The sequence below is a fragment of the Siphonobacter aquaeclarae genome, assembly GCF_900103285.1.
Taxonomy (GTDB): domain Bacteria; phylum Bacteroidota; class Bacteroidia; order Cytophagales; family Spirosomataceae; genus Siphonobacter; species Siphonobacter aquaeclarae.
Genome location: NZ_FNGS01000012.1, coordinates 24,846 through 51,329, shown reverse-complemented (window position 1 = coordinate 51,329; position 26,484 = coordinate 24,846). Strand labels below are relative to the sequence as shown.

Sequence of the window (26,484 nt, the reverse complement as noted above, 5' to 3'; positions counted from 1 at the left end):
AGCAAAAAACGGCGGAAAATCCCAGTCAACAACCGCCTGCCCCGGTTCGCCTTTTTCAAAAGCTATGAAAGCAATTGCTGTTCATCTTGGCATAGATTCCCAGACCCTGTTCCGGATCAAGGAATACCGCGGAACGTGTTTCTCAACCGATTATCACTACCACAGTGAGTTTCAGCTCAATCACATCGTGCAGGGCAGCGGCCGGCGGATTATCGGCGACAGCATCGAAAACTTCGCGTGCGGCGATATAACCCTCGTTGGCTCCGATATGCCGCATGTATGGCAAAGTCAGGCGGCGGCGGCAGCTCCTCTTCCGGCGGCGCATTCCCGTGCGGTGTATTTTTCACCGACGCGGCTGATCGAGTACTTCGCGCCCTTTTCTGCCGGGAAAGAAGTAGAAAACTGGCTGATGAAAATGCGGCAGGCGGCTGTTTTTCACGGCCAAACGCGCGACCGCCTCGCGTTCCTGCTCCGGAAACTCCACGAAGAGCAGAGTCTGGCGCAGGCCTTTGTTTTTCTGGAGATCATGCGTACGATGATCGGCTCTGACGAATATACGCTGTTGAACTCCCAGCCTGTTGCCGTCCGACCCGATAGCTATGACAACCAGCGTATCCGGACGCTGACGCGGTTTGTCGGCGAGCACTTCCGGGAACCCCTCTCGGTGGAAGAGGCGGCGTCGACCGTAAGCCTCAACAAGCACGCATTCTGCCGGTTTTTCAAGGCCCGGATGGGAAAGACCTTCACCCAGTATGTCAACGAAATCCGCATTTCACATGCCTGCCGCCTGCTTCGGGAAAACGACTGGAACATCGAAGTAGTCGCTTTTGACTGCGGATTCAATAACCTGTCCCACTTCAACCGGCATTTCAAGCGACTGACGGGCGTTACGCCCAAAACCTTCCGGGACCGCCTCCGCGCCGCGCGCCTCGCCGTTATTTCCTGACGCTTTGCAGGCGATTGCGTACCTTGGGAACTGTTCAATCGCTGAAAACCATGATTGTTACCCTGACGATCAGTCCTGCCGTCGATAAAAGTGCCGTCATCGACGGACTTATTCCCGAGAAAAAACTCCGTTGCCGCGATGTCCGCCGGGAACCCGGCGGCGGCGGTATCAACGTCAGCAAGGCGCTGAAAGAACTCGGGGAAGCGAGCCATGCCGTATTCGCGGCGGGCGGTCCGAACGGAACGGCCCTGGCACAGATGCTGACGGAGGCCGGGCTGGCGTTTACCGCAGTCCCGATCGCCGCCGAATCACGGGAAGACCTCAGCGTCACCGATGCCCAGAGCGGCGCGCAATACCGGTTTGTGATGCCCGGCGCACCGCTGACCGGCCAGGAAGAGGGGCACCTGCTCGAAGCGGTATGGAGTCATCGTCCTGCCCTGCTCGTCGCCAGCGGCAGCCTCCCGCCGTCGGCAGATCCCGGGTTTTACGCCCGGCTCGCCCGCGAAGCGAAGATCCGGGGCGTCCGGCTGGTACTCGATACCTCCGGCGAACCCCTGCAACGCGCTGTCCGGGAAGGCGTCTTTCTTCTCAAACCCAACCTCTCCGAACTGGCGGCATTGACCGGCCGGGAAAACATTTCAGACGAGGCGATCGTCCCTGCCGCCCGCGAAGTCATCAGCCGGGGCGGCTGCGAAACAATGGTCGTATCCATGGGCAGTAAGGGCGCCTGGCTGGTAACCGCGGAAGAAGATCGCTTTTTACCTGCTCCGGATGTGCAAGTCCGGAGTACGGTCGGCGCCGGCGACAGCATGGTGGCCGGGATGGTACATCAGCTCGCCCTCGGCAAAACGCCCCATGAAATGGCCCGGTTTGGCGTCGCCTGCGGGTCAGCCGCGACGATGAACGCCGGAACCCATCTGTTTAACCGGGAAGATGTGTTCCGGCTGCTCGATCAAAATTTGTAGTTGTACCCCGCCCGGATTACCTGAGTTTCGTAGTAGTCGGTGCTGGTGTAATGAAAACCGGCGCCGTTGATGGTTTTTTGTATCCGGAGGGTATTGAAGAGGTCGGTGGCATTGAGAAACCATTCGTTCTGGCCGACGGTCTTTTTCAGACCGGCGTCGACTGAAAAACGGCTGCCGATACGCCCCTGCGGTATCAGGTCCGGAGCAAGATAGATGGCTGTTACCTGAAGGTCGGTCCCTTTGCCAACCGATACCTGCCCGTTCAGTTTCACGTTTCCGGAAAACAACTCTTGTTTTTCCGACGTAAAGGTGTTTTCAACGGGGTATTTGTTGACGACTGTAAAGGCGTCGATGACATTGCGGTACCCGTTCAGGTTCAGGCTGATGGCGCCCTTCCGGCCCAGCGAGCGGGTGAAAAGCAGCTCCGCACCCGTGTTATAGCTCTTTCCTGCATTCTGAAAAATCGCGTAGATGAGCGTACTGCCGTTGACGGTACTGGAAATACGGGTAATCGTCGCATCCATCTGCTTGTGGTAGGCAGCGAGGTAGAGCGTCGATTTGTTCCAGCCGGTTTTGTACCCCAGCTCATAGGTATTGGTAAACTGCGGACGCAGGGCAGGATTCCCGACTTTGATGATTTCCGCATCGTCGTACTTCGGAAAAATCCGGATGTCTACTTCATTCGGTCGGTCTACCCGACGGTTGTAGAAAAATGAAAGGCGGTCTGTTTCATTGAATTTGTACGCCAGGCGTAAGTTCGGGAAAGGTTGGGTATACGAATAGCTCGCACTTTTGTAGGTCGGGTGGTTGGGATTCACGTCGTAATCTACCCGGACGTATTCCACCCGTACGCCTGCTTCCAGTTCTACACGATCACTTTCAAAGACATAGTTTCCATACACGGCCGGAATGGTCTCGCGGTAGTTGGCCCAGCCGCCTGCCGTGGTATCGAGCGGGGAATTGAGGCCGGGAATAAAGTGCATATCCGTCGGAATGGTACGGCGGCGCAGCTTTACGCCCCCTTCGATACGTCCGCGCCGCAACGGCTGGACGTAGTCGACCGTCGCATCCAATACCTGCTCGTCTGACAGTAGTTTGAACGCATCCTTACCGGTAAACGACGGCATGATGTTATCAAAAAAGTACTTCTCGTTTTCCCGGTGATAGGTGTAGTTGAGGCCGGCGTTGAGCTGACGTCCCGGCTGATCAAACCGCCGCTGCCAGGTAGCAGTACCGGTCGCAGTGGTCTTCAGCTCGTCTTCCAGAAACTGCCAGAGCCGCTGCCGCTGAGACAGGTCTCCGTTAAAAAATGGCTCGTCTCCGCGGTCAAGAATCTTCTCACTGCTGAAAAGGCCGGATACGGACAGGGTATTCTTCGGGTCGATGGACCAGTCCATTCCGGTTCGTACTGTCACGATATTGGTCGTCCGGTTCCGTTTGGTTTGCTGGCGGATGATCTGCCCGTCGTCGTAGTACCGGTCGACAAACTCGTTTTTGTTCAGCGTCCGCGTGAAAAGGTTGTCGGCTTGCAGAAACACGTTCATCTTTTTCTTCCGGTAGTTGAGAGAAACCGATGGATTCAGTTTCGGCGTAGCAGTATACTGTGGCCGGATATCGGGCAGGTTTTGTTTCCGCACCCAGAGCGCTCCGGCGCCGACGGACAACCCGATTTTGCCATTCAATCCTTCCTTTTTTTCCTTTTTGAAGACGAGGTTGATGATCCCGGCGTTGCCGTTGGCGTCGTACCGGGCGGAAGGGTTGTTGATGATCTCGACTTTTTCAATGGCCGATGCGGGTATGTTTCCGAGGGACTCCTGCCCGCCGAAACCCGTCAGGGCGGTTTGCTTCCCGTCGACCAGCACGGCTACTTTATCGCTGCCGCGCAGCAGTACCTTGCCCTCGGAAAGGGTTACGCCGGGCAGGTTGCGCAGCGCGTCGAGTACCGAAGCGCCCGTCTGCGTGAGGTTGTCGGCGAGGTTGAAGCTCTTCCGGTCCATTTTTTCGCTGATGCCCGTCTGGTTTCCGGTGACAGTTACCTCCGCAAGCTGGCGTCCGGCGCGCAGTTCGATGGTACCCAGGTCGAGGTTCGGACTGAGGTGGCCTACGGTCGCCGGTTTTGTCACCGTCTCATACCCGGAATACGTCACCCGTAGCAGGTACTTGCCACTGGGCACGGCCGGAAGGGAATACCGGCCTTTTTCGTTGGTGACGGTACCGGCTACGAAAGTCGAATCCTTGTCTTTCAGGAGTACGACGTTGGCGAAGGGAAGATCTGCCTGGTCGGCGGCATCTTTGATCTGTCCGGAAAGTTCGACACGGGCCGACTGGCCCCACGACACATTTACCGAACACAATACAATGGCGGGAAGAAGATAGATGGCTTTCATGCCTCAATTTTCAGACAGGAATCAGAAGAAAATCTGAAGGATCAGAACGTCACGGAGAAAATGTGGCTTTTTTCTTCAAACCGATACGCGATCGTCCATCCATACCTTGCACAAATTTGTGCGGCAATAGCCAGGCCGAGGCCGGTGCCGGGTTCGTCACGGTTGGCCCGGCCGAAGCGCTGAAAAACCACATCGCTGCGCAACGGCTGCGTTCCGGGATTCGTCACCGTGAAGCAACGGCCTTCTACCGACAATCCAAGCAGACTATCCGCCGGACTATATCGGATGGCATTGCGGAGCAGATTGGAAACGAGGATTTCGACCAGGGTCCGGTTAGCAGGAATGGAAAGCTGCTCCTTCGGGTCAAAACGGACCGTCAGCCGCTTGTTTTCCATGAATTCAGCTGAAAAGTCCAGGTTTTCAGCCGCTACTTCTCCTATCTCCACCGACTCGGTATCCGGAAACTGGCTGTTTTCAATCCGCGCCAGCATCAGCAGGTTTCGATTGATGCGATTGACCCGCAGCAGCGCCCGGTATGCTTCCTCGATCGCGCCGGATTGGCCGCCGGTCAGTTCCGGGTCCTGCAGCAGCAGGTCGAGTTTGGACTGAACGACAGCCAGCGGCGTCTGAAGCTCATGCGCGGCGTTTTCGATGAAGTGCTTTTGCTGGGTATATGCCGCCATATTGCCCTCAATGAGCTTCGACAACCCGTCGTTGAGTTCACGAAATTCCGTGATGCTGGTATCCTGAAAAGAAGGAGGCTCCGGACGGCTCAGGTCAAACCCCCTGATCTGCCGGAGGGTATTGTAGAACGGTCGCCAGAGACGAACGGAAAGCCGCCGGTTCAGAAACACAAAACCCACCAGCAGGATGGCCAGAAAAAGTACCGTCACTGCGGTGAGCGCCATGACCGTCTCCCGCGATTCCTCCATGTTGGTTTCGACGGTCAGTCGGTACACCTGCCCCTCCCGCTCGAAATACGTCACCAATCCCTGAAAACGATCTTCGCGGTCGTGTTTTGAATAGGTATTGTACCGGTAGACATTGTAAAGGCTGTCGGGGCGGATGCGGTCGGCAACAGTCATTGTCATTTCCGGGCGGATGGTATTCCAGGCCTTCAGGTGCGCTTCCAGTTCGGCCCGGCTCAGCCGGAGACCGGACAGGTGGTGCTCGATGCCCTCCGCGACGATGCGGTTGTGCTCGGTCAGTTCCCGCTGCCAGATCGCATCGACGAGGTAGTAGTAGGCCGGAACGCTGGCCACCAGCACGGCGACAGCATACCCGATGATGAACCGGAATGTCCGGGAGAGTAGCTTGCTCATGCTTCCCATTTGTAACCGGAGCCGTAGACGGTACGGAGGTAGTTCCGGCAGCCGGCGTCGGTCAGTTTGCGTTTGAGGTTTTTGACGTGGGCGTAGATTACGTCATAGCTGTCGAAGATTTCGGCAAGTTCTCCGGAGAGGTGCTCGGCCAGCGCCGCCTTGGAAATCACCCGGTTGCGGTTACTGAGAAAGTACAGAAGCAGGTCGTATTCTTTCCGGGTAAGGGACACCTCCTGCCCGTGAACGGAAACCGTCTTAGAGGGCAGGTCTATCGCCAATTCATTCTGCACCAGCCTGTTGACACTATCAAACGAACGGCGGCGGATCACAGAATAGATCCGCGCGGCCAGTTCCGGCAGGTGAAAGGGCTTCGCCAGGTAATCATCCGCGCCGATTTGCAATCCCTTGATTTTGTCGTCAAGACCGTCTTTCGCCGACACAATGATGACGCCGTCACGCTTCTGCTGGCTTTTGATTTCCTGGAGGATATGCATGCCGTCGCCTCCGGGCAGCATCAGGTCCAGAACAATGCAGTCGTAATCAAACAGGCTGATCTTGTCCATCGCTTCCCGGTAGGTGGCGGCGGTTTCGCAGAGGTATTGCTCGCCGGAGAGGTATTCGGTCATGCTGGCGGCGAGCGTCGGTTCGTCTTCGATGATCAGGATTTTCACGCCGGAAAGAACGGAGTAAATTCTGAAATTCTTCGGAACGGTCTCTTTCCCCCAAAAAGAAAAGCCGGAAACAACGTCTCCGGCTTTTCTGCAACACCAATAGAACATTAAAAGGAGAAGCGCGCCCCGAACTGCATCTGCCAGCGGGACGCCAGCGGATCGATCGAGTAAGGTGTCGTCGGCTGTGCCCAGGTAAATACCGGATCGCCGGTACCCGGGTTGTTGGTGCGTTTCAGCCCGACGGATGCGGTAGAATTAAACGTATTGGGAGAGAAGTATACCCATCCCAGCTTCTTGTCGACCAGGTTGAGGACGTTCACAATATCCCAGCTCAGTTGCAGGCTGCGGCGGCCACCGAGTCTGATTTCGTGGAGAATACGGAGATCGGCGGTGTTATTCCAGGGCGTCCGGTCGCCGTTCCGCTCCGTGAAAGTGCCTTTGCGGCCGTTGAGATACGGGGTACGTCCGACGAAAGCCATGAAATCTTCGGCCTGTGAACCTGTCGGCAACAGGGCTTTGGCCTCGGTCAGGTCTTTCGGTATATAGGCCAGACCGGCTGCCTGGGGCGTTCCGGCGATGTTCGAATTGATGTATCCCCAGCTGAACGGCGCGCCTGATTGCAGGGAATAGAAGAGCGTGAACGTCGTCGCGTTGGTTTTGCTCCATCCCAGGCGGTAGTTGAGCGTTCCGACGATGCGGTGACGGATATCGAAGTTGGAATAGGCCAGTTTGGGGTCGTTGGGCGTCAGCGACTGGTTGAGCTGCCAGTTCGATTCCATCGAGTTCCGGATACCGTTTGAGATATCGTAGGACTTGCCGTAGGTATACGCCGCGGAGAAACCGAAGCCGGTTTCATAGGTTTTCTGTACCTGGAACGTCAGGCTGTATCGGTAGCCTTTCGAAGTATTCGACAGCAGGTAGGCGTTGGAAAACGAGCCGTTTACCTTCTGCGCACCCGACGCGCCGCTGCCGCCTACGTAAATCGGCTGCTGGTGGCCGGCGTCATACGAGTAGTACCGGACGGTATCTTTCATGTTGACCTGCTGGAATTTCAGGTCGTGGATGACCTTGGTATACAGTCCTTCTACCGTAAACTTATAGCCGTTCACGATGTAGTCGACAGCCAGGTTCGAACGCCACATCTGCGGCATTTTGAAGTTGTTGTCGACGAGGTCCACCTGGGTAGATTTCGTCTTCAGGTTCTGGGCGTTGTAGGCGGGGGCGCCGGTGAGCGGGTCGCCGACGGGCCGCTGGGCAGGCGCCGTAGTGGCGATATTGTTGTAATCGTATGCGCCGAATCCCACGCCGTCGTTGTAAAAGGCATAGCCCAGCCAGGCAAAGGGTATGCGACCGGTAAATACGCCGCTTCCGCCTCTGATTGTCAGACTTTTGTCTCCGTTAACGTCGTATACAAACCCAAGCCGCGGCGAGGTCTGTACCTTCCCGAAAAACTGATTGGACAACTGGTTGAACGGGGTAAAGGTGAATGTCGTGCCGTAATTGGCGTTCGTCGGCGTGGCATTTACCTGCGGATTCAGTAGCGGTTTTGTCGGTAAGCCGGTATAGTCGAAGCGGAGGCCGGGGGTTACCTTCAACCGGTCCGTCACCCGGATTTCGTCCTGGAAGTACAGGCTCAGCAGGTTCGCATTGAAATGCGCATAGGGGTTGTTGAAGAGGTAATCCCTGTTGTTCTGACTATCGTTGAATGCATAGGATCCCCGTACCCGGTTCGGGAGCTTGTTGTAGAAATCGTCGAGGCTGTTATACGACACCCGCCCGTTCCAGGAATTGACAAATCCGTACTGAATGCTGTACAACTCGTTGTGCGTTCCGGCGGTGAAGGTATGGCGGCCTTTGAACCAGGTCAGGTTATCGGTGATTTCGAAGGTTTTCTGACGCAGGTTGAAGACCGTAGCTTCCCGGTCGTTGCCGAGGAGAATCGTCCCGCCGTTGTAGGCAATTTCGGTCTGCGGGAACGCGGAATTATTCGAAAGCGGGTCGCGGTAGTCATGAATCGCGGTGTAGCCGAGGATCAGGCTATTAGACACGCGGTTCGAAAACCGGCTTTTCAGCTCGGCGACGGTACTGCTCTGGACGTTGGTTTGCTTGAAATCGATGCTCCCGAAACGGAAATTGGCGGCGTCGCGCTCCAGGTTCGTCGCCTCTGAGAGAACGGTGTTGTTCCGGAGGGTAAACTGGTGTTTGTCGTTGATATTCCAGTCGATGCGGTTGAAGAACTTCGTGCTTTTCGAGTAGATCTTATAGTCACCGAACGAGCCGGCGTCGAAGTTGTAGTTCGTCTTCAGAAAATCCGAAATCTGCTGAGCTACAGCAGCATCCCCGATCAGCGAACCTTTCGTACCGGCCTGAAACTGAACCGGTTCCTGCCGGTTGGTGATTTCTTCGTTTGTAAACCAGAACAGCTTGTTTTTCACGAGCGGAAGCCCGAGGCGGAAGCCCGTCTGGTAATCGTGAAAGGTATTCTGCAGCTTCGCTTTGGAGTCGGAAACGGGGTTGTAGCTGCCCACGAACGTGGCATTCCGCCCGAACGCATAGACCGAACCGGCGACGTCGTTGGTACCGCTGCGGGTCACGGCGTTGACAGATCCGCCGAGAAAGTTGCCGATTTTCACGTCAAACGGCGCGATATACACCTGAATATCCTGAATGGCGTCAAGGCTGATGGGGTTGTTCCGGGTACTGCTGCCGGGCATGCCGGAGGAGCCGGTCTGGCCGCCGAGCGACGGACTGAATCCGATCGCATCGTTGTTGATCGTCCCGTCGATCGTAACGTTGTTGTACCGGAAATTTGTCCCGGCAAAGGAGTTATTGCTGCTCTGAGGCGTCAGACGCGTCATATCCGTGATGCTCCGCGAGAGGGTTGGCATTGTCCGGATGGTCGCTTCGCTGACGTTGACACCGGCGGCAGGTTTGGTATCCCTGTTTCCGCGGACGACGACGTTTTCAAGCAAAACTGCCTGTTCACTCAAGACGATTTTCAACGTAAGATCCTCGCCCAGCGTCAGTTGCAGATCAGAGCGGGTATCGGTTTTCATGCCGACAAAGCTCGTCGTCAGTACGTAAGGACCACCGGGAAGGGCATTGGCGATCAGAAAGCGGCCGTTGGTAGCGGTCAACACGCCGTAACGCGTACCGGTAGGCTGGTGGACGGCAAGCACCGTCGCGCCCGGAATGACTTCGCCTTTTACATCCTGAACGGTACCGCTGAGGCTGGACGTCGTGACCTGCGCCTGCGCCCATTGAAAGGCGAAAAAGAAAAGAAGGAGTAACCGAAATTTCATTTTTTTGGGGGAAATGTGAGACAAATACCTCCCTGTCCGCGCTGGAAACAGCCGGTGGCAGGTAACGGAAACAGCATAGCGTCAAGGGGAGAAACAGACCATCGGGCAACGAGGTCGCTCGTCGGCAGTCGTGTTTCAGGGTCGCTTTCGCGGAGAGTAGTAGTGCAGTCGGGAAGGGATCACGTCGTAGCCGCGACGAATCACAGCACAAAGGTATAACCGGAGCAGGCCGGCGTACCTCTTTTCGTCTGTTATCAAATTGTGAAGTTCGCGAAAAGGGCTCCCGGCGATTCTCGGGCGTATTAAACCCCGATTAGAATTCCGGCCGGTTGCTGGTTTCGTGCAGGATACCCGCTACTTTCAGGCCATTATTCCATTTTTCACCCCGATTGTAATGAAGGTTCTGTCACGCCGCGAGGCGCTGAACATCCTGGGCGGCCTGGCCATCGCCTCGGCCTGCAAGCCCTCCGGTGGTGGCGACCCCACCCCGAAACCCGACACGTCTTTCCGTTTTCTGGTGGCGTCTGACGGCCACCTTGGCGAAGTCAATACGCCTTCTGATCAGTACTTTACGGATCTCATTTCGGCCGTCAAGGAAAAGCACGCCGAGTCGCCGCTGCGGTTTGTGGTCGTCAACGGCGACCTGGTACACGGCGACAATACCGATCAGCTACCCAAAGCGAAAGCCTACCTCGATACCCTTCCGGTTCCTTACTACGTTACACGCGGCAACCACGACCGGGTCACGAACGATGTCTGGAAAAAACTCTGGGGATACGATACCAACCATGTAGTTGCGCGGGACGAGGCGACGCTGATTCTGCTCGATACCTCCGATCAGTGGGGAAACTACCTTTGCGGCGATACCGCCTGGCTGAAACAGCAGGTATTGGCTGCCCGGCCCGGCGTACCGCTGTTCCTTTTCATGCATATTCCCTACCTGCGGGACCTGACCGGAACGACACCGTGCCAGGATATTCAGCAGGTCATTGCCGATTTTCCGACGATACGCGCTGTTTTTCACGGCCACGATCATACGCTGGACCTCGGCGTTCTGTCCGGTAAAACGGCCCTGCTCTTCGACGCCCATTTCGGCAGCAGCTGGGGAACCCCCTACCGCGGCTTCCGCGTCGTCGAATACGATACCGACGCCTATACCTATCAGTATGACTTTGTGAATAAAAAGAAGGTGAATGAGATGAGGTTTTGAGGCGGCGGAGAGAGTTCGGTTTACTGTTTTCAGTTTACTGTTTTCAGTTTGGGGTTGGATGGGGTAGTTGCAGGGGCGGGGTTACCTGCCCCTGCAACTACCCCATCCAACCCCAAACTCTAAACTTCAAACTCTAAACCCTAAACTGAAAACCGAAAACTGAAAACCGTAAACTGAAAACCGAACCAAACTCCCCATGCACCTCGAATTCCAACCTCCCGAAGCCCTGCGCGATACCATTCGCTGCTTTTGGTATGACCGGCAGGAGTATGGAGAACAGCCTGCGGCTTTTGAGGTATTGCCGGATGGATATGCCGAAATCATCTTCCATTTCGGCGGGGATTGCAGCCGGATGGAAGACGGTACATTGCGGCCCCTGCCCTCTCCCTTTCTGATGGGACTGCTCAACCAGCCGGCCGTCTTCTATGCCAAAGGCTGTCAGGAAATCATCGGCATCCGGTGTTTCCCGTGGACGGTCTTTGACCTGCTGGAACTTCCCTCCGGAAAAGGGATCCGGGTATTCGAACACCCGGTAGCCCGGCTTCATCCCGCGCTGGAAAGACTCGTCCGCGCCGGGCAGATCGACGAGGCCATCACCCTTGTACAACAATATTTCCTGATTACCCGGTCTCAAATCGGCGTAGACAGCATGTTGTTCAAGGCCGGAGAAGCCATGCGGAAAGCCAATGGCACCCTTCCCGTCGGACAGGTGGCAGCCGCGGCTCATGCGACAGTCCGCACCCTCGAGCGAAATTTCAAGCAATCGTCCGGCCACACGGTCAAGGATGTCTCGGCGGTCATGCGCTTTGAACAGGTCAGGAATCACCTGTGGCTTCATCCGGAGGCCAGCATCGCCGGCCTGGCGGCTGAGATCGGGTATACCGACCAGTCTCACCTCAGCCGGGAATTCAAGCGCTACTCCGGAACTACTCCCGCCGCTTTCGCCCGAAAAGCGAAGAAGAGAAAAGAGGCGCTGGCAGGTGATTTTGTCGCGTTTGTACAAGCCTGACGAGCTCGTACGGGAGAATTTTGTGCTTCAATCCAACGCGATGAACACACCACATTCTTCTTACGAAATCATCATCGCCGGCGGCGGACCCGTCGGCCTCTTTCTGGCCTGCGAACTGGCACTGGCCCATTGTTCTGTCCTTATCCTGGAAAAGACTGAAAATCCGGCTTCCCCGATCAAACGGCTTCCCTTTGGTCTCCGCGGGCTGTCGGCGCCGTCTGTCGAAGCGCTGGACCGGCGCGGCCTTCTCGAAGAACTGGAAATTCCGAAACGTCTTACCGACCCGCATATGCCCTCCGGCAATAGCTCCCGGCGACAGACCGGCCATTTTGCCGGCATTCCGTTTTACGACGACCAGCTCGATACCACCCAGTGGCCCTACCGCCTCCCCGGCTCTGCCCCTACCCATCTTCTGGCGGAAATGGAAGAACTCGAAACCGTACTGACCCGCCGCGCGGAAGCGCTGGGCGTTACCATCCGGCGCGGCCTCGCCTTAACCGGCCTCCGGCAAACCGAATCGGGTGTCATCGTTCAAGCCGGTCCCGAATCGGTTCAGGGGCAGTGGCTTATCGGTTGCGACGGCGCCCGGAGCGCCGTCCGCAAGCTCGGCGGCTTTGACTTTGCCGGTACCGATCCGGAGTTTACGGGGTACTCGGTACAGGTGGATGTCGCTGATCCTCAAAAACTCCGCCCCGGCCGGAACCATACGGCGACGGGCCTGTACCTGCAATCGCGTCCGGGGTATTTCGCCATTCAGGACTTCGACGGAGGTGCTTTTCACCACTCCGGCGAGCCGCTTACACTCGCTCACATCCAAAAGGTACTCAGGCGCATTTCGGGTACCGATGTAACCCTGACGGCGGTGCATGTCGCTACATCCTGGACCGACCGGGCACGGCAGGCAACCGCCTATCGAAACGGCCGCGTACTCCTCGCCGGCGACGCCGCACATATCCATTCCCCGCTTGGCGGGCAGGGGCTGAACCTCGGCCTGGGCGATGCCCTGAACCTGGGCTGGAAGCTGGCGGCGCTGATCCGGCGTGGAGCACCGGAAACACTGCTGGATAGCTACCAGGCTGAGCGTCACCCCGTTGGCGAGCAGGTACTCGCCTGGTCGCGCGCGCAGGTAGCCGCCATGAAGCCCGATCCGACCGGCCGTGCCCTGCTCGACGTTTTCCGCGATATGATCGGTACCCGGGATGGCGCTACGTATGTCGCAGGCCGGGTATGGGGTATTTTCAACCACTATCCCCTGCCGGGCAGCCACTCGCTGACCGGTCGCAGCGCCCCGCATTTCACCTTTGATGACGGCACGACACTGGCAGAACACCTGCGCCAGGGACAGGGCTTACTGCTTGATTTTGAAGCCAATACATCTCTGGAAACGTTCTTCGGCGAACGATACAGCCATATCCTATACCGCCGCCTTCGACCAGCAGCCCCCTCCGACCTCAGCGCTCTCCTGCTCCGTCCCGACGGAATTGTTGCCTGGGCGACCAACGATACCGTTGACTGGCAGGAGCTGGAAATCGCCGTCCGGGAATAGCAAAGGGTATCCCGCCCGCTTAAACAGCACTTATCCCTTCTCTTCTATAAATCTCCCGTGACAATAATCTTATTTTGAATCAGTCTTAATAAATTTCATGCCGAAACGGACCAACGGAAGGACGTTCCTTCCGTTGGTCCCGTCTTTTCCAGCATGAGAACTTCTATTTATTTCCTGATTTTGAGTTGGGTAATCGGACTGACGACGGGGTATTCCCAGTCGACCGGCATCATTGCCGGCCAGGTCACCTCGGTAAGCGGCGAGCCGCTGGAGTCTGTATCCGTATCGTTACCCGCTCTGCACCGCGGAACGCTGACAGACGCCGGCGGGCGGTATCAGCTGGCGGGCCTGGCTCCTGGTACCTATGTAGTCCGCATCCGGCAACTGGGCGCTCCGCAGGCGGACCTGACGGTAACCGTCGCCGCCGGTCAGCTTTCTACGGCTGACTACCGGTTTCCGCAGGAAAATATCCGGGGGTTGCAGGAAGTGACCGTTACCGGCAATACCAACCGCTTTTCCCAGAAAGAAAGCATTTACATCGCCCGTCTTCCGCTTAAAAACCTGGAAAATCCACAGGTCTATTCCTCCGTTCCGAAAGAATTATTTCAGGAGCAAATGGCAGTAAGCCTGGGAAATATTTCGAAAAACGTACCCGGCGCCGGTATTCCGATGCTGGCTAATCAGGGGCGGGTAACCTTCCGATCCCGGGGTTTTGAAACCGAACCCAATGCCCGCAACGGTGTCGCTGGGGCCGCTTTTTCCAGTATCGATCCGGCTAACCTCGAACGCATCGAAGCCATCAAGGGCCCTTCCGCAACGTTGTTTGGAACCTCTGTTTCAAGCAGTTACGGTGGCCTCTATAACCGCGTCACAAAGAAACCATACAATGGTTTTGGCGGAGAAGTATCGTTTTTCGGGGGAAGCTGGAATTTCAACCGGCTGACGGCCGACGTCAACACGCCGGTCAACGCCGACAAAACCGCTCTCTTCCGGTTCAACGGCGCGACGAGCTTCGAAAGAAGCTTTCAGGATCAGGGATTTACGAACAGCGTAAGCCTCGCGCCAAGCTTTTCATACCAAATCACGGATCGCCTGTCGCTATGGCTGGACGTAGAGTTCGGCCAGGCGAAAGGAACGTCCGTCGTGCGCTTTAACCCCTATACCGGCAGTAATAAGATCCAGTCGATCGCCGACATGCGCTTCCCGTATAACAAGACGTTCCTCGGAAACGATCTGCCGTACCAGACCCAGATGATGAACATATTCGCGCAGCTCAACTACCGGATTTCGGAAAAATGGACCTCACAGACCATTGTATCCCGGGCGCGGTCTACCATCAACGGCTATATCACGGCCCTCAACGGACGAACGGATTCGACGCTGCGGCCTCAGGTTATTTCAGGGTATACCTCCTTTATTGCCACGCAGATTCAACAGAATTTTATCGGAGATTTCCACATCGGTAGTCATCGGAACCGGGTGGTATTGGGGCTGGATTATTACAACAACTTCAATGATTTTGACCGGGTGACGGTTAATACCCAGACGATCAGCTTCGTTCGTCCGCCGGCCAACTACCGCGTCACGCGCTTCAAGGTAGATTCCCTGACCAGTACCGGTACTTTACGAAAAGAAAACTCCCGGGACCACAGCTATGCGGCTTATTTTTCGGACGTGATCAATGTGACGGATCGCCTGCTCGCCATGGTCAGCCTCCGGCTCGACCGCTACCAGTACGACGGCGTATACAATGTCACGACGGGTACTACTTCCGGCGGTTTGGGTACTTCAGGCGCACAGTCGGGGCCTTACGGCCAGACGGCCCTCTCCCATAAGCTGGGCCTGGTGTATGAAGTGGTGAAAGACCGTGTGTCGCTCTTCGGAAACTACCTTAACGGCTTTTTCAACCGGAGCGGCTCTGACAAACTCGGCAACCAGTTCAAACCCGAACATGCCAACCAACTGGAATTCGGCGTGAAAGCGGATGCCTTCCGGCATAAGCTGACCGGCTCTGTCAGCTATTACGACATTCAGGTAGCCAACGTACTGCGCACCGACCCAACCGATGCCAACTACTCCCTTCAGGACGGTACCCAGCAAAGCAAAGGCGTGGAAGCAGACGTCACAGCCAATCCTTTTTCCGGACTGAATCTGGTTGCCGGTTTTGCGTATAACGACAGCAAATACACGAAGGCAGATGAGTCGGTCAATACCCTGCGCCCTGCGCTATCCGGACCGGCGCGCATGTTCAACTTCTGGGTCAGCTACCGGGTGCCGGTGGGCAAATGGAAGGGCCTGGGAGCAGGTTTCGGCGGTAATTCGGGTAGTTCGTCTTACCAGACCAATACCAAAACAGCCAAGGTGATTATTCCGGCGTATACGATGCTCGATGCAACGGTTTTCTATGACCAGCCGAAGTACCGCATCGGCTTCAAGGTCGATAACCTGACCAGCGAGAAGGCCTGGTCGGTCCGCCTGACGCCGCAGGCGCCGGCGGCGTTTCTGGGTAGTTTGACGCTTCGGTTTTAGAGCAAAGGGCAGAGGGCAGAGGGTGGTTCGATACCCTTTGCCCCATGCCCTTTGCCCCATGCCGTCTACGTCTTCGCCTCCTCCTCCTTCCCCGAAGAGCTGCCTTCCGAAAGCTCCATTTCCAGCACCTGCGGTATATTCCCGGCGGGTATTTTGAGTTCGATGAAGTACTCCTGCTTCCGGATTTCCTCGGTTTTCAGGGTAGCGCCTTTCAGCTCCCGTACCGTACGGAGCTGCCGGCCGGCGGGTAGTCTGACGCGTACTTTCCCATTGACGGGCCGGTTGAAAATCGTCAGGTAAATCTTACCGGTTTGCCTGTTTCTGGTGAAATAGCCCCAATCCTGCTTTTCCAGTCCGGCATAGCCGCAGTTGTACACGGCTTCGCTGTTGGTCTTCATCCAATCGCCGATTTCGCGGGCGAGGCGGGTTTCTTCTTCCCGGATTTTTCCGTTGCCGTCGGGGCCGAAGTTGAGGACGAAGTTCCCCTCCATCGCATTACATTTCACCATCATCTCAAGCAGCTCGGTGCTGGTTTTGACGTGGCCCTTCCAGTCGGAATGGTACCCCCACTGGTTTTCAGGGATGGTCATGACGCAATCCCAGTCGTTTCCGTTGAGCTGCTGGATGTTGTCCGGAATTTTCCGCTCCCAGCCCTGCTCGTAGTCGCCGATGAGGTCGCCGTTTGAGTCGAAATGCCGCTTGCCGTTTTCATCCGCACGAAAGCGGCTGCCAATCACCAGCCCCGGTATTTTGCTGCGCAGTTCGGTTTCAAGGGAATCGGCGAAGGCAGCCTGCTCTACCCAGGCTTTGTCCCAGGTTCCGTCAAACCAAAGTCCCTTGCAGGCCGGGTATCGTTCCAGTAACTCCAGCAATTGGTTTCGGGTGAATGTTTTGAAACCTTCGTATGCCTGCCGGTCGGCCGGGGTATTCAGGCTCGCCCTGTACCCGGGGTGGTTCCAGTCGATGATCGAGAAATACAGGTATACGTCTATGCCTTCGGCTTTGTAGGCGTCGGTCAGCGCACCGATAACGTCTTTTTGGTACGGAGAATGGGCGACGGTATACGAGGTGTATTTGCTTGGCCAGAGGCAGAATCCGTCGTGATGTTTCGTCGTGATGATGACGTATCGGGCGCCCATTTCCTTTGCCTGCCGTGCCCAGGCCCGTGCGTCAAAGCCGGTCGGGTTGAACTGTTTGTAAAGATTGTCATACTCCTCTTTCGGCATTTCGGGCCAGGAACGGATCCACTCGGCTGCGCCGGCGTAATACTTGCCTTTCCAGTGGCCGCCGGGGATGGCATACACGCCCCAATGCAGAAACTGACCGAGGCCATATGCCCGCCAACGGGCCATCGCGGGGTCAGTACGCCGGCCCAGGCGATGGGCGCCGTGCTGAAGGGTAACAGAGGAGCGCTTCGCAACCTGCGCCGAAGCGGGCAGGATGCTCCCTGCTAAAATCAGGATCAGGATTTTCCGGAATAATGTCATAACAGGTTTAAAAAACGATCTCCCGCAGGGGTAGCTGCGGGAGATCAGGTGATTACTTCACCGATTCCCATACCGGGTTCTGAACGAGGTTCTTGTTGAGAACCAGGTCTTCGAGCGGAATCGGGAAGAGGTATTGCTTGGATTCGTCAAACTTGCGGCCGTTCGGCAGCGTCTGGAAATAGGGCTGTATGTAGCCCTCCTTGCTCAGGAAAACGTCTTTTCCCGGTACAACCTTCGGAAACTGGCTCTGCACAAACCGGATGCCTTCCACCGGAACTTCCAGGAAACGGCCCGCTTTCCACCGCATGAGATCGTCCCAGCGAAAGTTCTCAAACGCAAATTCGATGCGGCGCTCCCGGCGGATTTCCCGCAGCAGCGGGTCTGGAACATAGGCTGTGTAAGCGGCATACCGGGCATCGAGAGCCGGGTCGGCCGGGATACTCCCCAGCACCAGTGCCGGCATATTTACCCGCTTGCGGACCGCGTTGACGGTTTTGTCGAGGACATCCTGCGTGCATTCTCCCAGCTCGTACTTCGCCTCGGCATACGACAGCAACACCTCGGCATAGCGGAACAGCGGGCAACCCTGCATGCCATTGGTGGTGCGGTCCCAGTCGACCGGATCGTTGAAAAACCACTTCGCCACGCGGTAGCCTGTGGGGCACTTGTTTCCGCTCAGGCCCGGAATATTCGGCAATGGCGCGTTGTTGGCGCCCTGTTTCACCCCTACCGCAAGCGCATACTCCCCGAAATTACAGATCGTCTGCCGCAGGCGCGGATCGCGGTTGACAAACTCCCGCTGGATCGAATCCTTTCCCAGAAACAGCGGACTGGAGGAAATGGGTTTTCCGTCCGTACACAGGTACTCATCTACCAGCGAGCGCGTAGCCCCGTGCTGGTGCCGGAGGTTCTGGGCATAGTACCTGCTGAAGGCCACGCCGAGGTTTTGCGCGGCAGAGTACTCTTTCCAGAGAATAATCTCCGGGTTATTCCGGTAGGAATATTGAGCGAAGAGATCGTTATAGTCTTTCGCCGGTGCGGCATTGGCATACAGGCGATAGCTTTTGCCCATGAGTACTTCGGCGTCGGTGGCGGCCTGGCGCAGGAATTTCTTTCCGTCCAGATTCAGCTCTTTGTGGTACTTGCGGTACGTGCCTTCGAAGAGACAGACGCGTATTTTGAGGTGCCGGGCGACGTCCCTGTTCAGCCGGTCCGTTTTCTCCGCCCCTTTTTCCGGCAGCCAGGCGATGGAGCGGTCGAGCAGGGCTACTACCGAATCCATGACCACGGCCCGGGCCGTCCGTGGCGCCTGTAACTCGGGCGAATTGGTTTGCAGGGTATGGTCCAGCCAGGGTACATCCCCGAAGAGCTTCACTTTCTCGAAATAATCCCACGCTTTGAAAAACAGGATTTCTCCGGCATACACATTGCGGGCGGCGGGCGTTACGGCCGCACGCTGGTAGTTTTCGAGGAAGTAGTTCAGCCGCCGCATACTGGCCCAGTTCCAGCCGCCGCTGCCGCTGCCGCCGGTAATATGGCCGTTGTATTCGTTGGCGGCGACTTTCGAGTAGGTATTCGGTGCGGCGTTGTCCGAGATGACATCTCCGTAAGCAATCGCGGCGTCGTTATATCCCCACGGACTCAGCGTACCGTCACCCCAGGAGTACCCGAAACCGGTGATGTAGGTTGCATAAAAGTTGTTACAGTACAGTTCCAGGTCCTGTTCCGACTTCCAGAACGTCTCGTCGTTGATCTGATCGAGGGGGTAGCGGTCCATGAAGTCGTCGTTGCAACTCCAGCACAAACCGGCCACAAAAGAGAGGAGGAGTAGTTGTATCTTTTTCATCGTTAGAAAGAAACCTGAAGTCCAAAAGCAAGGGAACGGATCATGGGATAGTCGAACGAAAGCACCTCAGGATCAAACATTTTTGGGGTTTTGGCATACTCCCAGATGTTGTAGGTAGAGCCATATACCCGGACTTTGTCGAGGTGAAGGGGTTTCAGCAGCTTCTTCGGCAGGGAGTATCCCAGCGTCACGTTTTTCAGGCGGATATAGGCAGCATTGACGAGGTATTTTGTCTGCGTGACGATATTGGCCGATTTGGCCTTGTAGGCCGGAAAAAAGGCATCCGTCCGTTCCGGCGTCCAGGAGTTGTTGTAGACGTCCCAGGTACCGGTTCCCCCGGCAATCGCGCCCCAGTACAGGTTACTTCCGATCCAGAAGTCCCGCTTGCCGACACCCTGAAAGAACAGGTTGAGGTCAAAACCCCTGAACGAAACATTGGTATTCAATCCAAACTGAAAGCGCGGTGTGTTGTTGCCGATGATGCGGCGGTCGCCCGGGTCTGCCAGCGTACTCGCTCCCGGACCGATTTTGCCGTCTCCGTTGGCATCAACATACCTCACGTCGCCGGGGTACCATACGCCGGTGCTCAGGAGGGACTGGCTCGGCGCCGCCTTGATTTCATCATCTGTCCGGAAGATCCCCGCGGTCCGATACCCCCATATTTCGCCCATGCGCTGACCGGCATACAGGGTACTGAGGAGATAGTTGGGGTTACCGTCGAACCGGCGGATCGAGGATTGATAATCCGACAGTGTGAAAAGAACGTCATAGCTCAGGCCGTTTTCGAGGCGGTCTCTCCACTTCGACGAAAATTCCCAGCCGGTCGTCTTCATCTGGCCGGAGTTTTTGGTCGGCGCGCTGGTACCGATCACCGCCGGGTACTTGTCTCCGTCCACGAGAATGTCGGAGGTGGTGCGGCGGTACCAGTCGAACGACAGCTCCAGTCGCTTGAACAGCGTCATGTCCGCGCCGAAATCTACGGTCGACGCCGTCTCCCACGTCAGGGCCGGATCCACGAGCCCGGGAGGCGTGATACCTACCGGACGAACGCCATTGAACAGTTGCTGTACCTGCGTGATGGTACTGTAGGAGGGAATATAGATGTAATTGGCGACGTTCTGATTGCCCAGACTACCATAGGAAGCCCTGAGCTTCAGGTCGTTGACATACGGCGTAATCGGAGCAGCGAAACGTTCGTTGGTCACATGCCAGGCGCCGGAAAAGGAGGAGAAAAACTTGAACCGGCTCGCCGACGGGAAGCGGGAAGTACCGTCATACCGGCCATTCGATTCGAACAGGTACTTTCCTCCGTAATTATAGGTAAACCGGTAAAAGCCGCCGCGGATAGCCCAGTGTTCTTCCGAATCATAGGCATATTCATTGCCAAGTGTCTGGGAGATGACGGGAATACTCGACGACAGGATATTCTCTCCCCGGCCGCCGAGGTAGTCTGATACATACCATTCCTGGTTAAAGCCGACCAGCCCGTAGAGTTCATGTTTGCCGATCGTCCGTGTATAGTCGGAATAGGCGTTGATCGTATACTGGTTAGCGTGCGTTTTCCAGCGCTGGATATAGCTCGGCGAGGTATGCGTAGTGGTCGGAGAATCCCAGCGGGTATCAATGCGTTTGAGTTCCGGCACTATCTGTTTACGGTCGTAGTTGTACGATTTGAACGACAGGTCACTCCGGATCCGCCAGCCTTTCAGCGGGGTAATCACCGGCGAAGCACCCAGTACGATGGTCTCTTTCTTTTCCCGGTTCATCGACCCGTAGTCCATGAACGACAGGATGTTATCGGTATACATCACCCCCACCGGGCTATTGGCCGGCGTCTTTACCGGCATGTTGATGTTCCGGCCGGGTTCCTGGGCCATGGCCGTCCACCACCCTCCTTTTCCGCCCGGATTAACGGGTTCGGTATACTGGCTGAAGTTATACTGCGAACGCAACTCCACTGAAAACCAGTCGGATACCTCCGACGTCACGTTCAGCATCGTATTGTACCGCTTGTAGGTGTCGGTGTTGATTTTATATAAGCCGTCCTGTGTCTGATACCCCAGCGAACCGTAGTAGGAGGTCTTTCCGCTGCCGCCGGAAAGGTTCAGGTTGTGCTTCTGCATGGGTGAAAAACGCCGCACGGCCAGTCCGTATACGTCGGTATTCCCAACCCAGATGATGTTTCCGCCTGCGTCCATGTAGTAGGGTTGTTCGGTCGACGGGTTAGCCATGTACGCGCCGATTTTGTCAAGCTTCAGCAGGGCGTCGCTCGTGGGCGTTTTGTTTTCCAGCTTGAGGGCATTGATTGCGGCATTCTGAATGGTATAGGCATCCAGCAGATGCGGGACGGAAGATGGTTGACTCTGCTGGAAGGAATTGCTGTAGGAAATACGGGTACGCTCGGATTTCTTTCCCTTTTTCGTCGTGACCAGCATAACCCCATAGGCCGCCCGCGCGCCGTAAATAGCCGCTGACGCCGCGTCTTTCAGCACCGAAATACTCTCGACATCTTCCGGATTCAGCTGGTTGATATCCATTTCGATCCCGTCCACCAGAATCAGCGGACTTCCGGACAAAAACTCCATGTTTCCGCTGGAATTTTTAGCGAACGACGTCCCCCCGCGTACGTTAATACTCGGCGTGGTATTCGGGCTGCCGTTGGCAATGGAGACGTTCAGGTTCGGAATCACGCCCTGCAACGCCTGGCCCATATTGGCCACGGGCCGGTTTTCGAGGCGGTCGGAAGAGATCTGGCTGACCGCGCCCGTGAGGTTGACTTTCTTCTGCGTCCCGAACCCGACTACAACCACTTCTCCCATCATTTTCAGGTCTGAGAGCAGCACGATATCGAGCGTTGTTTTCGCGCCAACTACCTGTTCCTGAGACGTGAAGCCCACATAGCTGACCACGAGCGTAACCGATCGCTCCGGAATGGAAAGCGCAAAGCGGCCCTTGTCATCGGTTGTGGTACCCCGGTCGGTCCCTTTGACGAGCACGGTCGCGCCCGGAAGAGGCTCCCCTTTGTCATCTTTCACCGAGCCGGTCAGGGTACGATCCACCGGCCATTCCGGCACAACCGGTACCTCTGCTTCCTCCGCACGCTTCAATACAATGCGGTTGCTGACCTGTACATAGCGGATATGAAAAGGTTTCAGCAGCCGGTCCAGTACCTGATGCAGGGGTTCTTCCCGAGCGGTAAGCGTCAGCCGGCGGGACGGGTCGAGCAGGCGTGAATTATAGGAAAAGCGAACCCCGGCCGACTCCTCCAGCCGATGCAGCGCCTGCTCCGGCGCGAGGTCCGTGAACTGCACGTTCACCCGCTTGTCGAGGAGATTCTGTCCCGACACGGGGACCGCCAGCGCCATGCCCGAACAGATGATTGCGAGGATAAACTGCAGGATTGACTTTTGCACGATCTGGTAGAGTAATCGTTTGGTGGTCAAGGTTTTTTTCATAGTTTTGACTTGTTTTTGAGTACATACTTTCACGGTATAGGCAAAAACAATCCCTGGCCCTTGGCAGAGGGCAGACCATTCGTCAACAGGGATTTTCAGGAGCGTCGGCATGTAGCAGCATCCCGGCGCTTTTTTGTGGGGAGGAATCAGTTACAGCCGGTGGAGTAAATGGTAATCTGGTCTCCTTTTATCTCAAACCGGGTATTATTGCCGAGGCTTTCGCAGACAATCTTGAGTTTCTCCGGCAGCGGCTCGTCCGTCAGCGATGTCGAGAGATAGCAGTCTTTCAACACGCTTTCCGGGAACGTAATCCGGATGGGATAGGCCTGTTCGAGCGTCTGGAAAATCCGACTGACAGGCGTATCAGTAAACTCAAAACTGGTTTCTTCTACTTTGGCGACGGCGGCACTGGTTGGTTCCGGCTTGCGGGTTAGTTTCTCGAATTGGCCGGTCGATACCCGCACGGCTTCATTCGGGCTGAGGGCGATGCCGGCTTCGCCTTTTTCTTCAAAGGATTTCCGGGAATAGACCTTCACCTTTCCGGTATGCACTACCACCTCTACATCCGGGCGATGCTCCCAGGCAATCACCCGGAAACTCGTGCCCACTACCCGCGTGACCGTTTCATTGGCAAATACCAGAAACGGATGTGCGGCGTCTTTCCGGATCTCGAAGAAAGCCTCCCCTTTCAGGCGGACCTGCCGCGAAGCAAACGCCGGAGCATACGTCAGCGAACTGTTGGGTTGAAGGAGGACGGAGCTGCCATCGGGCAGCGCTACGAGCCGTGGCTTATCCATCGCCTGCACAATCGTTTCACCCGGCGCGACCGCACGCGGCGTTCCGGAAGGCGCTGACGGACGGATCATGTAGAAGACAACGGCTACCAGCGCCACAACGGCCACGGAGGCAGCGATGCGTACCGGCGTCAGAAAACGACGAGGCCGGAGCGTATTTTCCCCTTCCTGAATCTTCTGCCAGGTAGCCCGGAGCGCTTCACCGGTATCAGGCGCCTCGCCTGCGGGTACTCCCGTCGCGAGCAGCCAGTGCCGGGCCTCCCGGACAGCAGGCTCCCGCTCCGGATTGTCCCGTAGCCAGGCCGACCAGCCGGCACGGTCGTCGCCCTCCAGAATCCATTTCCGGAACGATTCGTCGTCAAGAAAATCTTCGGCTTTTTCGTAGTCTTCCATCTGAAAAAGGGTTTCAGACGGGGAGAGGTCGGCCCCGGAAAACCATACTCAGTCCCGGGAAAAAATTATTCAGGAAAGCGAGAAAAAGGCGAGCAGCAGCGGCAGGTCTCCAACCCAGGCGCTCCGGAGCTGCGAAACCGCGCGGTGCAGGAGATTGACGGCCGATTGGTAATTGATCTGCAGCATGGTCGCAATCTCCGCTACCGGAAGACCGTGGTGATACCGAAGGTACAGCGCCTCCCGCTGGCGCGCCGGCAGGGCATTTAGCAACCGGTTGAGCTGGCGGACGGCCTCGCCGGTTTCTTCGTCCGTAATCAACTGTTCCTGAATAGTAAACGGAAGGGAAAACTCCAGCCCATCCAGCGGCGAAGCCCGGCGAAAGACACGATCGCGCTCGTACAGACGTGCCAGGCGCTTGCGGGTACTGGCGAGGAGATACGCCGGAATACTGCCTGTTTCGCTCAGCGTATGCCGGTAAAGCCAGAGGTCGGCAAATACCTCCTGAACGCAATCGGCGACGGGCAGGCTTATCGTCAGTGAACGCCCGTATGCCACCATTCTGCCGTAATACCGTTCGAAAAGCAACGTAAATGCTTCCTCGTCTCCGTCGCGCAGGCGGTGCCACAGTACTTCATCGGTGAGTAACGGTTTCAGCAAGTTGATGAGGCAAATTTTCTATCGTGTAGAGACAAAAATAGAAAACAATCAACGAACACCGTCGAAATGAGTGGCAGATTATTTGCCTGACTAACGGATAAGACAGGTTTCGTTGTGGTAGGAAAAAGACGAAAACGGACGCTTCCTACCCGGAGTTTTCAAAAGACCGGGTTAATCGGGGCGGCCGCACATCCGGCTTCGGCTGCAATGCATTAGTCCTGAATTAAACCTGCATTAGAAGTAGATTAAACGGAAAAATCCGCCGATCCGGGCGTGTACCTTAGCCGCCGGTCCGGACCGCCCGGCTGTTTCACCCCAACGAAAAAGTACCCATGAAGCGCTATTCTATCGCCGGCTGTAAGACATAGGCCGTCAACGGGTACCTGCCAGTCAGGCACCCGTTCTTTCTCCGGATCAACCCTCCTTCCCTCCTTCCGCGGAATACCACGGAAACACTACCTTATTGTTTCTATGAAATATCTACCCGGACTATTGTTACTGCTTTTCCTTCAGGCGAATGCTCAGAAACGAGCCGGAACCTGGTTTGCCGAGCTGGGTACCACCGCCCTGTCTACCGGAAGCAGGACGCCTTTTTACCTCCGTGCCAACCAGTTCGGTACCGTCCCGCTTGCGCCGCAGTCCGGCCTGTTTTCAGCAGGCGGCACATACCGGCTGCCCCTCTCACGGCATCCGGATCGGTGGGCCCTGACAGCTGGCGCCGAAGGAGTACTTCAAACACAAAATCCCGGAACAAAGGGCGTTCTCGTCCAGGGATACCTCGGTCTGCAATTCAAAAAATGGGAACTATATGCCGGCAGAAGACGGGAATACTACGGGCTGTCGGATACGCTGACCGGCATGCGCTCGCTGGCCTGGTCGGGCAACGCACTGCCTATTCCGCAGGTCCAGATCGGTACGCGCGGCTTCGCGCCGGTACCTTTCATCGGCAAATGGCTGGCATTCAGGGCCTGGTATGCGCATGGCTGGTTCGGAAATCCCAAAGACGGTTTTGCGCAAAATGTCTACCTGCATTCCAAGGGGTTGTACTTCCGGCTGGGAAAGGAAACGTGGCCGGTCCGCCTGTACGCCGGTCTGAATCATTTTGCCCAATGGGGAGGCTATTCTGATTTTCTGAAGGACGATCCCGGTATTCTCTCCAAACACGGCAGGTTCAACGGCTCCTGGTTTGCCTACTGGAACGGAGTCGTTCTGGCGAAGAGTATGCAGGTACACTATGGATATGCCGGATACCCCGCAGACGACTTTATTTCGATCGACGTAAACCGGATTGGCAATCACCTGGGTACGCTGGACCTAGGGGCAGAATGGAATCACTGCGATTTCAATGTCTTCGTGTACCGGCAAAGCATGTATGAAGACGGGTCGTTGTTTTACCTGATTAATGTCACGGACGGGCTTAATGGTATCCGGTATCTCAACAAAATTCAGCAGGCATCGAACCTGCATCTGTTGCGGGTTAACCTGGAATGGCTGAGTACGACCAACCAGGGTGGCCCGACCTTCGATATCAACGACCCGCTCAAGCGCGGAAACGATAACTACTTCAACCACAGCCAGTACCAGGACGGCTGGACGTATAACGGGAAGGCCATCGGTACGCCGTTCATTCAACCCGACGATGAGCTCCAAAACCCGTCGCATGTCCGGGGCTTTCCCAACAACCGCGTTCAGGTAGCATCGCTCACGGTGAGCGGCCGCTACCGCCGCCGCACTACCTGGGAGCTACGCGGTTCTTTTTCGGAAAACTACGGGACCTATAATTCCCCCTTTTCCGACAGCCCGAGGCGTCAGTTTTCCGGCCTCCTGCGGATGGGTATCCGGCTTCCGTTTTGGGGCGGGGCGGAATTTTCCGGAGCGGTAGCGTATGACAACGGTCAGTTGTATGAAAATGCACTCGGTGCTTTTCTCGCGCTGCGGAAGTCCGGAAACTGGTAGCCGGGCGAA

General features: G+C 56.4%; 16 protein-coding genes. 7 read left to right on the top strand and 9 right to left on the bottom strand.

Annotation, left to right across the window (positions count from 1 at the left end; genetic code table 11):
- The first annotated feature begins 64 nt into the window (after positions 1–64).
- Entirely contained in the window at positions 65–946 is an 882-nt protein-coding gene (locus tag BLR09_RS24065) for a helix-turn-helix domain-containing protein (protein ID WP_093208785.1), read from the top strand.
- A 50-nt stretch (positions 947–996) separates the two neighbouring features.
- Positions 997–1,911: a 1-phosphofructokinase family hexose kinase gene (locus BLR09_RS24060; protein ID WP_093209037.1), complete on the top strand. Its 915-nt coding sequence runs from the start codon at positions 997–999 to the stop codon at positions 1,909–1,911.
- Here the strand turns inward: BLR09_RS24060 and BLR09_RS24055 are convergent.
- The 4 genes from BLR09_RS24055 to BLR09_RS24040 form a co-directional block, all read right to left on the bottom strand.
- Positions 1,899–4,298 (bottom strand): TonB-dependent receptor, encoded by a 2,400-nt coding sequence (locus tag BLR09_RS24055; RefSeq protein ID WP_093208782.1) that lies wholly within the window; start codon positions 4,296–4,298, stop codon positions 1,899–1,901. The two genes, BLR09_RS24060 and BLR09_RS24055, sit on opposite strands and share 13 nt — an antisense overlap.
- A gap of 41 nt (positions 4,299–4,339) precedes the next feature.
- On the bottom strand, positions 4,340–5,620 hold the full coding sequence (locus BLR09_RS24050) for a sensor histidine kinase (protein ID WP_176785658.1): 1,281 nt from the start codon (positions 5,618–5,620) through the stop codon (positions 4,340–4,342).
- Positions 5,617–6,291 (bottom strand): response regulator transcription factor, encoded by a 675-nt coding sequence (locus BLR09_RS24045; RefSeq protein WP_093209034.1) that lies wholly within the window; start codon positions 6,289–6,291, stop codon positions 5,617–5,619. The genes BLR09_RS24050 and BLR09_RS24045 overlap by 4 nt, the downstream gene beginning before the upstream one ends.
- Positions 6,292–6,398: 107 nt before the next feature.
- On the bottom strand, positions 6,399–9,593 hold the full coding sequence (locus tag BLR09_RS24040) for a TonB-dependent receptor (RefSeq protein WP_093208777.1): 3,195 nt from the start codon (positions 9,591–9,593) through the stop codon (positions 6,399–6,401).
- Positions 9,594–9,987: 394 nt separating this feature from the next.
- Here BLR09_RS24040 and BLR09_RS24035 point away from each other — a divergent pair, with 394 nt between their 5' ends.
- From BLR09_RS24035 to BLR09_RS24020, 4 genes are all read left to right on the top strand, one after another.
- Entirely contained in the window at positions 9,988–10,803 is an 816-nt protein-coding gene (locus BLR09_RS24035) for a metallophosphoesterase family protein (protein ID WP_143011209.1), read from the top strand.
- A gap of 196 nt (positions 10,804–10,999) precedes the next feature.
- Positions 11,000–11,812: a helix-turn-helix domain-containing protein gene (locus BLR09_RS24030; protein WP_093208772.1), complete on the top strand. Its 813-nt coding sequence runs from the start codon at positions 11,000–11,002 to the stop codon at positions 11,810–11,812.
- Between the two features lie 40 nt (positions 11,813–11,852).
- On the top strand, positions 11,853–13,358 hold the full coding sequence (locus BLR09_RS24025; RefSeq protein ID WP_093209031.1) for an FAD-dependent monooxygenase: 1,506 nt from the start codon (positions 11,853–11,855) through the stop codon (positions 13,356–13,358).
- 153 nt (positions 13,359–13,511) lie between these two features.
- Entirely contained in the window at positions 13,512–15,887 is a 2,376-nt protein-coding gene (locus BLR09_RS24020; RefSeq protein WP_093208770.1) for a TonB-dependent receptor, read from the top strand.
- A gap of 65 nt (positions 15,888–15,952) precedes the next feature.
- On the opposite strand, the gene BLR09_RS24015 is transcribed toward BLR09_RS24020, so the two are convergent.
- The 5 genes from BLR09_RS24015 to BLR09_RS23995 all read right to left on the bottom strand — a co-directional run bounded on the left by BLR09_RS24015 (position 15,953) and on the right by BLR09_RS23995 (position 24,519).
- Complete coding sequence (locus BLR09_RS24015; RefSeq protein ID WP_093208767.1) at positions 15,953–17,374, bottom strand: alpha-L-fucosidase; 1,422 nt, start codon at positions 17,372–17,374, stop codon at positions 15,953–15,955.
- A 52-nt stretch (positions 17,375–17,426) separates the two neighbouring features.
- The gene (locus tag BLR09_RS24010; protein WP_093208765.1) at positions 17,427–19,220 is read right to left on the bottom strand and encodes a RagB/SusD family nutrient uptake outer membrane protein; all 1,794 of its coding nucleotides are present in this window, start codon (positions 19,218–19,220) and stop codon (positions 17,427–17,429) included.
- 2 nt (positions 19,221–19,222) lie between these two features.
- On the bottom strand, positions 19,223–22,675 hold the full coding sequence (locus BLR09_RS24005) for a TonB-dependent receptor (RefSeq protein WP_093209029.1): 3,453 nt from the start codon (positions 22,673–22,675) through the stop codon (positions 19,223–19,225).
- Between the two features lie 146 nt (positions 22,676–22,821).
- Entirely contained in the window at positions 22,822–23,862 is a 1,041-nt protein-coding gene (locus tag BLR09_RS24000; RefSeq protein ID WP_093208762.1) for a FecR family protein, read from the bottom strand.
- Positions 23,863–23,931: 69 nt separating this feature from the next.
- Positions 23,932–24,519, bottom strand: a complete 588-nt coding sequence (locus BLR09_RS23995) for an RNA polymerase sigma factor (protein ID WP_093208759.1) — start codon at positions 24,517–24,519, stop codon at positions 23,932–23,934.
- 471 nt (positions 24,520–24,990) lie between these two features.
- On the opposite strand from BLR09_RS23995, the gene BLR09_RS23990 reads away from it, so the two are divergent.
- The gene (locus BLR09_RS23990) at positions 24,991–26,475 is read left to right on the top strand and encodes a capsule assembly Wzi family protein (protein WP_093208756.1); all 1,485 of its coding nucleotides are present in this window, start codon (positions 24,991–24,993) and stop codon (positions 26,473–26,475) included.
- Positions 26,476–26,484: the final 9 nt, after the last annotated feature.